At 46.3% G+C, this 12,924-nt stretch carries 14 protein-coding genes; 13 read left to right on the top strand and 1 reads right to left on the bottom strand.

The window, feature by feature from the left end; genetic code table 11:
• Positions 1-5 precede the first annotated feature (5 nt).
• Together ACQQ6X_RS16265 and ACQQ6X_RS16260 are read left to right on the top strand one after the other, a co-directional pair.
• A complete protein-coding gene (locus ACQQ6X_RS16265) occupies positions 6-680 on the top strand; it encodes a response regulator transcription factor (protein ID WP_305166197.1) in 675 nt (224 codons plus the stop codon).
• On the top strand, positions 677-1,795 hold the full coding sequence (locus tag ACQQ6X_RS16260) for a sensor histidine kinase (protein ID WP_305166196.1): 1,119 nt from the start codon (positions 677-679) through the stop codon (positions 1,793-1,795). The genes ACQQ6X_RS16265 and ACQQ6X_RS16260 overlap by 4 nt, the downstream gene beginning before the upstream one ends.
• 108 nt (positions 1,796-1,903) lie before the next feature.
• On the opposite strand, the gene ACQQ6X_RS16255 is transcribed toward ACQQ6X_RS16260, so the two are convergent.
• Positions 1,904-2,773 carry a DUF421 domain-containing protein gene (locus ACQQ6X_RS16255; protein ID WP_305166195.1) on the bottom strand — a complete coding sequence of 290 codons (870 nt, stop codon included), beginning with the start codon at positions 2,771-2,773 and terminating at the stop codon, positions 1,904-1,906.
• A gap of 271 nt (positions 2,774-3,044) precedes the next feature.
• Here ACQQ6X_RS16255 and ACQQ6X_RS16250 point away from each other — a divergent pair, with 271 nt between their 5' ends.
• The 11 genes from ACQQ6X_RS16250 to ACQQ6X_RS16200 all read left to right on the top strand — a co-directional run bounded on the left by ACQQ6X_RS16250 (position 3,045) and on the right by ACQQ6X_RS16200 (position 12,900).
• Positions 3,045-3,314, top strand: coding sequence for a glutaredoxin family protein (locus ACQQ6X_RS16250; protein WP_149032890.1), 270 nt, complete (start codon positions 3,045-3,047; stop codon positions 3,312-3,314).
• A 73-nt stretch (positions 3,315-3,387) separates the two neighbouring features.
• Complete coding sequence (locus tag ACQQ6X_RS16245) at positions 3,388-4,728, top strand: LLM class flavin-dependent oxidoreductase (protein ID WP_305166194.1); 1,341 nt, start codon at positions 3,388-3,390, stop codon at positions 4,726-4,728.
• A gap of 17 nt (positions 4,729-4,745) precedes the next feature.
• Complete coding sequence (gene ssuE / locus ACQQ6X_RS16240) at positions 4,746-5,276, top strand: NADPH-dependent FMN reductase (protein WP_305166193.1); 531 nt, start codon at positions 4,746-4,748, stop codon at positions 5,274-5,276.
• A 108-nt stretch (positions 5,277-5,384) separates the two neighbouring features.
• On the top strand, positions 5,385-6,275 hold the full coding sequence (locus ACQQ6X_RS16235) for a LysR family transcriptional regulator (protein WP_305166192.1): 891 nt from the start codon (positions 5,385-5,387) through the stop codon (positions 6,273-6,275).
• Between the two features lie 85 nt (positions 6,276-6,360).
• Entirely contained in the window at positions 6,361-7,212 is an 852-nt protein-coding gene (locus ACQQ6X_RS16230) for a transporter substrate-binding domain-containing protein (protein ID WP_305166191.1), read from the top strand.
• Between the two features lie 76 nt (positions 7,213-7,288).
• Entirely contained in the window at positions 7,289-8,068 is a 780-nt protein-coding gene (locus tag ACQQ6X_RS16225) for an amino acid ABC transporter permease (RefSeq protein WP_305166190.1), read from the top strand.
• Positions 8,065-8,775: an amino acid ABC transporter permease gene (locus tag ACQQ6X_RS16220; protein WP_305166189.1), complete on the top strand. Its 711-nt coding sequence runs from the start codon at positions 8,065-8,067 to the stop codon at positions 8,773-8,775. The genes ACQQ6X_RS16225 and ACQQ6X_RS16220 overlap by 4 nt, the downstream gene beginning before the upstream one ends.
• On the top strand, positions 8,772-9,524 hold the full coding sequence (locus tag ACQQ6X_RS16215; RefSeq protein ID WP_025364725.1) for an amino acid ABC transporter ATP-binding protein: 753 nt from the start codon (positions 8,772-8,774) through the stop codon (positions 9,522-9,524). The genes ACQQ6X_RS16220 and ACQQ6X_RS16215 overlap by 4 nt, the downstream gene beginning before the upstream one ends.
• Before the next feature lie 15 nt (positions 9,525-9,539).
• Positions 9,540-10,556, top strand: a complete 1,017-nt coding sequence (locus tag ACQQ6X_RS16210) for an LLM class flavin-dependent oxidoreductase (RefSeq protein ID WP_305166187.1) — start codon at positions 9,540-9,542, stop codon at positions 10,554-10,556.
• Positions 10,557-10,615: 59 nt separating this feature from the next.
• Positions 10,616-11,773: an amidohydrolase gene (locus tag ACQQ6X_RS16205; protein ID WP_305166186.1), complete on the top strand. Its 1,158-nt coding sequence runs from the start codon at positions 10,616-10,618 to the stop codon at positions 11,771-11,773.
• A gap of 191 nt (positions 11,774-11,964) precedes the next feature.
• On the top strand, positions 11,965-12,900 hold the full coding sequence (locus ACQQ6X_RS16200) for a dockerin (protein WP_305166185.1): 936 nt from the start codon (positions 11,965-11,967) through the stop codon (positions 12,898-12,900).
• The last annotated feature ends 24 nt before the right edge of the window (positions 12,901-12,924 follow it).

The raw sequence follows: 12,924 nt of genomic DNA, 5'->3' as shown, positions 1-12,924 counted from the left end.
TAAAAATGACACGTGTATTGGTCGTTGATGATGACCCGCATATTCGTGAACTGGTCGGACACTTTCTGAGACTGGAAGGTCTGGAGGTCGTCGAGGCGGTGGATGGTTTGGACGCGATACGCTTGTTTGATGAAATTAAGGTCGATTTGCTAGTCCTCGATATCATGATGCCAGGAATGGATGGCTGGGAGCTGTGCCGTAAGCTGCGTGAGCAGACCGACCTGCCGCTGCTGATGCTTACAGCCAAAGGCGAGACGTCACAGATTGTAAAAGGCTTTGCGCTCGGAACGGACGACTATCTTGTTAAGCCCTTCGATCCTCTGGTGCTTGTTGCACGCGTAAAGGCTTTACTAAAACGCTATCGGATCATGGCTTCAAATTCGGTGACTGTCGGAGAGCTTGTCCTGCGCAGCGATACATTTGAGTGTCGGGCTGGAGAGCAGGAAATTACCCTGCCACGCAAGGAATTTGAGCTGCTCTTCAAGCTGGCCAGCTATCCTGGCAAAACCTTTACCCGCGACCATCTGATTGAGCAGATCTGGGGTTATGATTACGAGGGAGACGAAAGAACGGTTGATGTCCATATCAAGCGCCTTCGGGAACGATTTCCGGAGGCTGCCCATTCCTTTGCGATCCGTACGATCCGGGGATTGGGGTATCGGCTGGAGGTAAGGCAATGAAGCGGGAACCGGGGTTCCTCCGTATCCTGGCAAGATTCATGCTCGTGTTATTGGTGCTGTATCTTAGCTGGACTGCTGCGTACTTTATTACGGCGGTGATCTATTCACGCTTGTCATGGACTCCGCATGAATTGTTCGTCTATTTGGTTAATGCGACACTTGGCTTTTTCTTCTTCGGTATCATAAGTATGACTGTGAGGCGCTTTATCCAGCCTAGAGAACAGCATTTTTTTACCGAAATGATCGATGCTTTAAAACGAATTTCAGAAGGGGATTTTCACATCAATCTGGGATGGAACTTTGGCACGAGAAACGGAAACCATGATAGGACACATCCTTATGTACAGCTGGTGGACAGCATTAATGATATGGCGGCAAATCTGAAGGCCATGGAAGAACTGCGGGAGGCGTTTATTTCAAATGTATCCCATGAAATTGGCTCGCCCCTGACCTCGATCATTGGTTTTGCTAAGGCGCTCAAGGACGATAATCTGGATCGGGAGCAGCGGGACCGATATTTGACGATTATTGAGACAGAGTGTATTCGTCTATCCAAGCTAAGCGATAATCTGATGAAGCTGGCGGTGCTGGATTCGGAGCGGCATCCGTTTCATCCGTCCTCTTATCGGCTGGACAAGCAACTGATATCGCTTATCCTCGCCTGCGAACCGCAATGGGAGGCTAAACAAATTGACATGATTGTGGACACCGATATCGTTGAGATCAACGCGGACGAGGACCTAATGGGCCAGGTGTGGGTGAATCTCCTTCACAATGCCATTAAATTCACCCCACAGGGTGGAAGCATATCTGTTTCTCTTTCAACTAACAGTGATCAGGCAGTTGTCTGCATTACTGATACAGGGCCGGGTATCAACGAACAGGATCAGCAGCGTATTTTCGAACGATTTTATAAAGCAGACAAGTCACGGAACCGAACCGCAGGAGGCAGCGGCTTGGGACTTTCAATCGCCCATAAAATAACAGAGATGCATAGCGGTTCTATCTCTGTGTCCAGCAAGGTAGGAGAAGGAACGGCGTTTACCGTGTTGCTGCCACTACAAGAGGAAGCAATAAAGGGGAACAGCAATCAGGAAAGGGGACAGCAACCATGAAATGAGCGGCTCTGTCATCAAAAAAGGAGCGTCTTCCAAGCCATAATCGGCTGGCAGGACGCTCCTTTTAGTTCTCATGATTTTCTCTCACGGGCTATACCTATGTGGTCAGGAATTGGATGTATTTACCGGTTCCATCTCTTGTATAGCTTCCTTCAAGCTTTGAGAGCATTGTTCATATAGCTGTTTTTTTTGCTGTTCACTAGAACCAGTTGCGAGCTTTTGCAGTTCTGTAGTGCATTGCTGCAATAGAGTTAGTAAGGCTTGATTAGAGTCTTGTACCTTGGATTGTTGTACATTATCGCTATATTGGTCAATATATAGTTCTCCTTGCGTATCCACCTGGGCAAAAAATACATCTTTGACCGTTAGATTCTTTTCCTTTAGCTTGGCATCCAGCCATTGCTGAGTAATCCCCATATATGCCATTTGTTGCTCCATGAGTTGTCCATCCATTATGACTACTGTGGGTTCCTTCTCCGGTAATTGCAGCATATTCAGATCCTTGAGCGTCACAGGCTGCTTGTCTTTGGTTAACAGCACATTGACTTCGCCGCTAGTTTCCATCAGAGCAAATTCCACGTCAGATACTTTAAATACATTCTTGCTTCGAAGCTGCTCCATGAGTTCATCCAGGGTGAGCCGTTCTTTTCTCAGATTATCCTCTAAAATTTTGCCGTCTTTGATCAGGATTGTTGTTCTTCCATCTGATATATCTCTGATTTTCTTGCTTTTAATTTGCAAATATTCAATGCCAAGTGTTGTCAATACCCATACTGACAAGGCTATAAAGCCCAAATACCAAGTGGCTTCACGCTCCATAGGAATGGTAGCGGCCAGGTTACCTATCGTAATTCCTGTTATATATTCGAACAAGGAAAGCTGGGATACCTGACGTTTTCCGAGAATTTTGGTGATTAAAAATAATATAGCGACAGCCATTAATGTGCGTACAGCAACCTCTACCCAATCCTGCATTTGCTCAACCTCATTTCATTTCGCCACAAGGGCGCTACTATTCCAAGGATATCCGCGTCAAGGCACATTTAAACTCCAATTCCCCTAAATTTTTAGTAACCACGTTGCCAATAAGCGATGAAAAACAATCTACATTAAAATTTTCTATCGATAAATTATCCTTATCTATTGCACAAGCGATTGACGGAAAGGAGGGGGGAGGATACATTATACATATAATTCTCATTTAATTAATCGGGATTATAAACATTAAACTCACGGAGGTATGTATATGTCGTCCAAACCTAAAGTTGTAGTGTGGAGCAAAACCGGCTGTCATTTTTGTGGAGAGATCAAGTCTTACCTGGAATCCCAAAATCAGCCGTATGAAAATATTCAGGTGGACGGAAATGATGCACTGCGTGATGTATTAGAGACCAAATATGGCATTCGTTACGTTCCTGTCGTAGAGATAGGTGGAGATAACAAATATGAAGCACTCCTTAACCCGGATTTGGAAGAGCTGGGTAAAGTGCTGGAAAATTATAATCAAGCGGTATAAAAGTTAGTAATTAGCTGCAAAAACGATCATTAGCCGTAGAATAACAATTATTTTCATGAGAGGTGGAAGAGTCATGGCTAAGAAGAGACAAATTAAATTGGGTGCAATTATCCACGGTGTGGGGGGAAGCATGACGACTTGGCGTCATCCTGATGTACCTGCGGATGCCAGTGTTAACTTTGAATTTTATAAAACGCAGGCGCAAAAGGCAGAGGAAGGAAAGTTTGATCTCGTATTTATCGCAGACGGTCTGTTTATTAACGAAAAATCTATTCCTCACTTTTTAAACCGTTTTGAACCCATTACGATTTTGTCTGCTTTAGCTGGGGTGACAAAGCAGATCGGACTGGTTGGCACATTGTCGACTTCCTATAGCGAGCCGTTCACAGTAGCACGCCAATTTTCTTCCATTGATCATATTAGCGGAGGTCGTGCAGGCTGGAATGTGGTGACTTCCCCGCTGGAAGGCTCTGCCCTCAACTTTAACAAAGGGGAGCATCCATCGCATCCACAGCGCTATAAAATTGCCGATGAATATTTGCAGGTCACCAAAGGACTGTGGGACTCATGGGAAGAGGATGCGTTCATTCGTGATAAAGAAACCGGCGTCTTCTTTGATCCTGAGAAGCTGCATACGCTAAACCACAAAGGTGAGTTTTTCTCTGTGCAGGGACCGCTGAATATTGGACGATCCAAGCAGGGACAGCCGGTTATTTTCCAGGCAGGTTCCTCAGAAGATGGCAAAAATCTGGCTGCCAAGGAAGCGGATGCTGTATTTACTGGACATGAAACCTTGGAGGAAGCACAGCAGTTTTACCGTGATGTCAAGGAACGTGCGGTGCGCTATGGCAGATCGGAAGAGGATATTGTCATTTTGCCGGGTATTTCGCCGATTATTGGCAGCACGCCAGAGGAAGCAGAACGCAAGTATGAGGAGATTACCAATCTAGTGACGATCGAGGCTGCATTAAAATATTTGGGACGTTTCTTCGATCATCACGATTTCTCACAATATCCGCTGGATGAGCCATTCCCTGAGCTTGACGGCATTGGCAGTAATTCATTCCGCAGTGGTACAGATAAAATCAAACGAACAGCCAAAGAGCAGAATTTGACCTTGCGTGAGGTTGCATTGCGTTCAGCAACGCCGAGGACCTCTTTTATTGGAACTGCGGAGCAGGTGGCCAATCGAGTGCAAGAGTGGTTTGAAGGAAAAGGTGCAGACGGATTCATTATCGGTTCCGATGTGCCAACGGGTCTGCATGATTTCGTAAATCTGGTTGTGCCTATTTTGCAGGAGCGCGGTATTTACCGTCAGGATTATGAATTTAGCACACTGCGTGAAAACCTGGGTGTACCTATTCCAGAGAACCGCTATACAGCAGCCAGATCCAAAGTAAAGGTTGACGCATAACAGAAGGAGGGAATGAGATGTCCAAGGTTGTCATCCTATCAGGCAGTCCGTCTACACAATCCCGTTTGTACGGCTTGATTCAGTATACAACCGAACAGTTACAGAAGGCCGGAGCAGAGGTCACATTGCTGAATGTGGTTGACCTGCCAGCTGAGGATTTAATCAAAGCCAACTTTAATAGTCCCGAGGTTACAGCATCGCTTGCTTTGATTGCAGCAGCGGATGCCATCATTGTGGCTTCGCCAGTATATAAAGCGGCCTATTCAGGGCTATTGAAAATATTTCTGGATTTGCTTCCGCAGGAGGGACTGAGAGGGAAGCCTGTCTTGCCTTTATTTATTGGCGGTACACTAGCCCATCTGTTGGTCATTGACTATGCCCTAAAGCCGGTTCTGAACGCACTGGGGGGAAGACATATTCTTGGAGGTGTGTATGCGGTAGACCAATGGGTCGAGCGCCTGCCGGGTGAAGCATATGGATTGTCCGAAGAGTTGGTTGCACGATTAGAACGCTCGGTTAAAGAGCTAAATGAGTTATTGAAGTTATAAATATTTTCAATATTTCCATTGACAGGTCATTCAGTGAGTTTTATGATACAAAAAAACCAAGTTAACTCATTGGATAAATGTATATAAAACTTACTGGGGGACTTGCGTATGAATATCGAGAATATGGAAGCTTTTGTATACGTGAATCATTATGGAAGTTTTAATAAGGCAGCAGAAGCGTTGTTCTTATCACAACCCTCTGTCACAGCCCGGATTCAGACGCTGGAACGCGAGCTTGAGTGCAAGTTATTCGACCGCCAGAGCAAACAAACGATTCTGACCGAGGATGGACGGAAGTTCCTTCCTTATGCGGAGCAGATGCTTCAAGTGCTGCAAAAAGGGAAGCAAAAACTTCAACAGCGCAAGAAAGCCCCTCAGCAAATTCGAATTGGCTGCACGATATCGGTGTCGAACTATATCATTCCTGAAATATTAAAGCAGCTTCGTGCTCGTTATCCGGAGGTCAACTACAAAATTGTGACCGCTACGACGGATCAACTGCTACAGAAGCTGTTGAACCGTGAGGTAGATATTAGTTTTGTCCGTAAAGTGATGCATCCGGCTATTCGTACGCTTGCCTTTTATGAAGATCCGATTTCCCTGTATGTATATGACGGTCATCCGTTTATGAAAACAGGAAAGGCCAGCATACAGGATATCCAGCGTGAAACACTGGTATTCTTTGAATGCGGGTCATTAGATTGGATGAGGATTCATCGATCTTTTGAGTCACTGGAGCAGCCACCAGACATTGCTTTTCAGGTAGACAATGTGGTCACGGCCAAAAAGCTGGTATTGCAAGAAGCGGGCATTGCCTTTTTACCGGATGTCTGTGTGAACCGTGAAGTGAAGGATCAGAAACTGTTCCGTATTCATGTTCCGGAGGTGGCTGGGGTATCTATGCAGATTAGCATAATCGCGACCAAGGAAGACTGCGCAGTGACCTCCGATTTAGCAGATGCACTGACTGAAGGCTTCCGGGGAGCTGTTATGTTATAGAAAAGATCGTTATAAAATTTTAAATGTTATAGGTACCATGTATGTCGCAAACTGCTGATATGCAAAGAGATAAGGGGGAATTCACATGAAAAAGTGGTTTGCAATATTGTCTGTGATGGCAATCATTCTGGTGTTGGCAGGCTGCGGTTCCTCAGATGACACGTCTAGTGCGTCAGGTTCAAGCAGAGATGTGAAGAAAATTATTGTAGGCACAGGCACTCAATTTAAAAATGTATGCTTTATTGACGAAAACGGAAATTTAACAGGCTTTGATGTGGAGCTGATTAAGGAGCTGGACAAGCGCCTACCTCAATATGAGTTTGAATTCAAAACGATGGATTTTGGAAATTTGCTGCTCAGTCTCGATGCCGGCAAGATTGATATGGTATCGCATCAAATGGAAAAAAACCCGGAACGCGAAGCCAAGTATCTGTTCAACAAAAATCCATACAGTATTTTTCTGAACAGAGTGGCTGTAGCGAAGGATAATAATAGCATTCATTCCATTGATGATTTGAAAGGGAAAAAGGTACTCACCAGTCCAACCAGTAACGCGGCGTATGTGCTGAAAGAGTATAACAAAACCCACGGAAATGCTCTGAATATCGTATACACGAGTGGTGCAGCCAATGATACGGTGCAACAAATTACGAGCGGCCGTATAGATGCGACTATTACAACAGACTTTGCGAACCGTTTTAACACCGATGAAAAAGGAGAAGTAGCTCTGAAAACCGTGGGTGATCCTTTGACTCAATCGGATGTACTGTATGTACTGAACAAAAATGAGCAAGGATTGGCGGATGATCTGGACAAAGCCATTCAGGAAGTGAAGGACGACGGTACACTGTCAAAACTGAGCATCAAATGGCTTGGAGAGGATTTCACAAAGTCCCTGGAGGATGTGAAAAAAGAGGGCTCCAGCAGTAAGAAGTAAGGATAGACTTGGACATTTCAGCGGTCAGGGTACTTCATGTATTCTGACCGCTGATGTATAGAAAGGAGGCAGGCATATGAGCAGAGAGTTCAATATTGACTATGTTTTTAGCTTTATCCCGAAAATGCTGTCCTATTTGCACATCACTTTGTTTATTGTGGCAAGCTCGCTTGTGTTGGGACTGATCATTGGTCTGTTGGTTGCGCTGCCTCGCATGTATAACATTCCATTTCTCAAACGTGTTTCTCAGGTGTATGTCTCCTTTTTCCGTGGAACCCCTATTTTAATTCAATTGTTTCTGGTGTATTACGGCCTGCCAGAGCTACTAAAGCTGGTAAATATCAATTCCTCCAGATGGGATGTGCTGTGGTTTGCTATAGCGACCTATGCGCTCAATAGTGGAGCCTTTATTTCTGAAATCATTAGGTCTGGCGTAGGAGCTGTAGATCGGGGGCAAATCGAGGCTGCACAGTCCGTCGGCATGTCAGGCTATCAGACTTTTACACGTATCATCTTGCCGCAAGGGTTGGCTGTGGTGGTTCCGGTATTTTCCAACCTGGTCATTGGCAATCTGAAGGATACTTCGCTGGCGTTTACAATCGGTGCGATGGAGATGACAGGAAAATCGCAAACTTTAGGTTCGGCTACCCAGCATTTTGTGGAAACGTATATCGCGTTGTCTTTTATCTACCTGGTGATCAGTCTGATTGTACAAAGATTATTCAAGGTGCTGGAAAATGCACTTCTCCGGCATGAGCATAGAGATTCAGTACAGAAGGAACCCGCAAAACGAAAAGGTTTTGTGGTGCGTTACCTGAGAAGCCCTCGTCTGAGCAAAGGAGGTAAAGGCATATGAGTCTGGACTTTGGATTTGTATACACCGCCTTTTTAGGATTATTCTCTGCGTTGCCCAACACTTTAATCATTACTGTGGTTTCCGTACTGGCAGGGCTGGTCATCGGGGTTATAACGGCGTTGGCACGAATATACAACGTTCCTGTGTTGGCGCAGATTTCTCACGGTTACGTTACGTTCATCCGAGGTACACCGATGCTGATGCATCTGCTGCTTATTTATTTCAGCTTGCCTTTGTTGATTGATGCAGGAGCAAAGCATTTCGGCTGGTCGCTGCATTCCAAAGATATACCTTACATGGTATTTGCACTCATTTCATTTTCTATTACCAGTGGCGCGTATATGTCTGAGGTGGTTCGTTCCGGAATTCTGTCGGTCAATAAGGGGCAGATTGAGGCGGCTTATGCGGTTGGTATGACGACATGGCAAGTATTGAGACGCATCGTATTTCCGCAGGCATTCGTGGTGTGTTTGCCGAACCTGACCAATTCTGTTATTGGGATGCTGCATGGTTCCACCTTGGCCTTCACAGTTTCGGTCACAGAAATCCAGGCACAGGCTGAAATTCTAGCATCCACTAACTGGAAATATTTAGAGGTCTATATTGCAGCAGCACTGTTGTTTTGGGGCTTGACGGTATTGATTGAGCGAATATCCGGCTTGGTGGAGAAAAAAATCAATGTGTTTAATGGAGGTCGAGCATCATGATCCGTCTGCAAAATATTACAAAGTCGTTTGGTAAACATGAAGTGCTCAAAGGCATTGATTTGACCGTAAACAAAGGCGAGGTCGTCGTTATTTTAGGGCCAAGCGGTTCAGGAAAAACGACTTTGCTACGCTGCATTAATTATCTGGAAAAGCCAAATGACGGAGAAGTCAGCATCGGAGATTTTACAGTGAACTGCAAGCGGCCTGCGAAAAAGGATGTTTTGGCCTTGCGTAAAAAGACGGCGATGGTGTTCCAGCAATATCATTTGTTCAAGCATAAAACCGCGCTGGAAAATGTCATGGAGGGGCTTGTCGTTGTCCGCAAGGTTAAGCAGGAGGAAGCCAAAAAAATCAGTATTGAAGTACTGGAAAAGGTTGGCCTCGGCGAAAAACTGAATCATTATCCGAGCCAGCTATCCGGTGGGCAGCAGCAGCGTGTCGGGATCGCGCGCGCTTTGGCACTGAACCCGGAGGTCATTTTATTCGATGAGCCGACTTCGGCACTGGACCCTGAACTGGTGGGTGAGGTGCTGTCGGTGATCCGCAAGATAGCGAAGGAAGGCATAACTATGATTGTCGTGACACATGAGATGGGCTTTGCGCGCGATGTTTCTAATCATGTGGTATTCATGGATGGCGGTCATATTATCGAGGAAGGCACACCGGACGCCATTTTTAACCACCCCAAAGAAGAGCGTACCCAGCAATTCCTGAAACGAATTACACCAGAATATAACTATTCAATTTAGATGGGAGAGGGAGACATGAGCATTAAAATCGGAGTATTGGATCAAAGCCCTATACACGAGGGTGAAACGGCGGCACAGGCCCTTCGCAACACGATTAAGCTGGCGCAGCGTGTAGAAGAACTGGGATTCACACGTTTTTGGGTATCAGAGCATCATGATTCCGAGCAGGTTGCAGGCTCCTCGCCAGAGGTGCTCATTTCCCATCTATTGGCACGCACCGAGCGAATTACTATCGGGTCTGGCGGGGTTATGCTTCAGCATTACAGCCCGTATAAAGTGGCTGAAAACTTCAATGTGCTAGCTTCTCTTGCACCAGGTCGTGTAGATTTGGGCATCGGACGTGCGCCGGGCGGGTTGCCGAAATCCACACAGGCGTTACAACGCAACGTGCATGATGCGCCTTCTCTTGAAGAGAAAATTGATGAAGTAAGCCGCTATATTCATAATATCCCACCTGAAGAAGGGCCGCTCGCCGGATTACAGGCGAATCCGATTCCAGAAACACCAGCCGAGATTTATGTTTTGGGTACAAGTATTGACAGTGCTGGGATTGCCGCACGTTTGGGTTTACCCTACGTTTTCTCGCAATTTATAAATAGTAGTGAGCAGGTTGCCCTGGATTCATTCCGTACGTATCGGGAGTCTTTTGATTACAGTTATGGACGTGAGCCGAAGGCATTTTTTGCACTATCGGTCATTGTGGCAGACACTTCCGAGGAAGCAGCGGAGTTGGCAGGTGAGCAGAAGCTATACAAGATTCACCTGGCCAGTGGCAAAACGGCTACGGTGGGCACGCTGGAAAGTGCAGAGGAATTCGGTAAGCAATCGGGTGAAGAATATACAATTGAAGTTACACAAGCACAAATCAACAAAGGGAATAAAGATGAAATCTATGCTGCGCTAACGGAAATTCAAACGAAGTATCAGGCAGATGAGCTGATCGTAACGACAGGGATACGGGATATTGGAAAGCGCGTGCGTTCGTTCGAATTGTTGCACGAAGCTTTTGCCGAGTTGCCTGTGCAGTCCTAGATACTATGGATATAAGAGAAAGTTGTAACCAAAATGGGGTTCGCGAAGGAGGAATAGGGATGAGTGGATCAACCGGGACGAAGGAACAGGTTTTGGAGCAGAAGTTGGTGGAGATTCGCCGTCATCTGCACCGTTATCCCGAGCTGTCTAACGAGGAGGTTGAAACGACCGCCTATATTCGTCGCCTGCTCGAAGAACAGAATATAACGATTTTGGATGTGCCGCTGCGTACTGGATTAGTAGCGGAAATCGGCGGACAGCAGGAAGGTCCGACTATCGCGCTTCGTGCAGACATTGATGCACTTCCCATCCAGGAGGAAACGGGACTCCCTTATGCCTCGGTACATCCTGGCAAGATGCATGCCTGTGGGCATGATTTTCATACAGCATCCCTGCTAGGTGCAGCTGTATTGCTGAAGCAGCGGGAGCAGAAGCTGAAGGGGACGGTTCGGCTGGTGTTCCAGCCAGCCGAGGAGAAAGCCAAGGGCGCTGCTCAAGTACTGGACAGCGGTGCATTGGCAGGGGTGCAGGCCATTTTCGGCCTGCACAACAAGCCAGACCTGCCCGTAGGCACAGTCGGTATCAAAGAAGGTCCGCTAATGGCAGCGGCAGACGGATTTTATATCGAGGTGGAGGGCCTGAGCACGCATGCGGCCGTTCCGCATGCAGGGATTGACCCCATCGTGGTATCGTCACATATCATTACAGCGCTGCAAACGATTGTGAGTCGGAGCGTTAACCCGCTCGATAGTGCAGTCATCAGTGTCACGAAGCTGCACAGCGGCAATGCCTGGAACATCATTCCAGATCGCGCTCATTTGGACGGAACCATTCGTACCTTTGACGGGAACGTCCGAGCCCAGGTGGCAGAACGCTTCGAGCAAGTCGTCAAGGGCGTAGCTGATGCTTTCGGCACGAAAGCGAATATTCGCTGGATCGAGGGTCCGCCACCTGTGCTAAACGATGGTAAGCTGGCTGCCGTCGCGGAGCAGGCGGCCGAAGCGGTCGGTCTGGAGGTCGTTCGCCCTATACCTTCCTCGGCAAGCGAAGACTTTGGGTTTTATCAGAAGAACATCCCCGGTGTGTTTATCTTTGTCGGTACTGCGGGAAGCCAGGAATGGCATCATCCTGCCTTTGATCTGGACGAACGCGCACTGCCGGGAACAGCGAAGCTGCTGGCTACACTGGCCGAATCGGCATTGGAATCCATAGAGTAGGAATGGTGTTCCTACTCTATGATGCTGATCCTCTCTTGATCAAGAGGGGATCTTTTTGTTTGACGGTATATTATTCCAATGATAATATAAAATTGTTATTTAATTCAAAAATGAAAGTAGGTGTAGGTGAGGGGATAAACGTTGTCATTTTAAATGTGCTCTTAAAAATAACAGGTATGGAGGTTGAAAAAATGCCGAAGAAAAAAAGAATGCTGATGGCTTCTTTTTCATTGATAGTGGCTACTTCTTTATGGGTTGGCGGGGCTAATGTCAGTTTGGCAGCTTCGGATTTGGAAAGCAATTCGAATATAGAATCAGCGAGTAATAGCTTGGCTGCTGCTGAGATACCTGCCAAATTTAAGCCTTCGATAGAATGGGTTTGGAAGAATAGGATGGTCAAAGAAGGCTCAACCAACCGTAAAAATTTGATTTTTGATCAAATTTTTGCGGGCAAAGGAACGATCAATTATGTTGTGCGTTGGCAATCCTCTAAAAATATCACGCTTCAGCAGCGTAAAGATATGGCTTCTATGCTGAGTCGCCAAATGAATAACTGGAATAAGCAGTTAAAAGGGTATGACGGCTGGCCATATGATTATATTACCGTAAAAATAGTAGGCTGGGCCGTTGCAAACCCGTCGCAAATTCTTAACAAACAATCTAATGAAATCGTTTACACGGATACAATTATTGATGACTTAAGTAAAACAGACCCGAATATTCCAGCTAAGCTTCCAGTTGCTCCTAATGCATTGTCGAGATTTGAACATTTTATGGACCCTAACTATACTTATCCGGGCGGACTGGACAAGCGGTTTGATATGTACTTATGGGGAACGTCTAATTTTCAAGGGGGAGCCGGTGGTGACTGGGGACAACGTATGCCTGATGATTATATCCTGAGCACCTTGAATTCGGATGAAGTTCAGATAATAGAGCATGAGATGGGACATGGATTTGGTTTGCCTGATTTCTATGAAGAGTACGAGCGTCCACCTGGCGGGTTCCCTGTGCCTACGATTATGTGGGCCGGAAATTCTCCTAAGATAACAGAGTGGGATACCTGGATGTTGCGTTATACCTGGAGCCAGGTCAAGAAGGACAGCTCTCGTTTTCCTACCCGATGAAAGAGACGTAGAATAGAAATATAT

Source organism: Paenibacillus ottowii (genome assembly GCF_050516475.1).
Taxonomy (GTDB): Bacteria; Bacillota; Bacilli; order Paenibacillales; family Paenibacillaceae; genus Paenibacillus; species Paenibacillus ottowii.
Note: the sequence above shows the minus strand (reverse complement) of the source record. Positions and strands in the feature narration are given on the sequence as shown.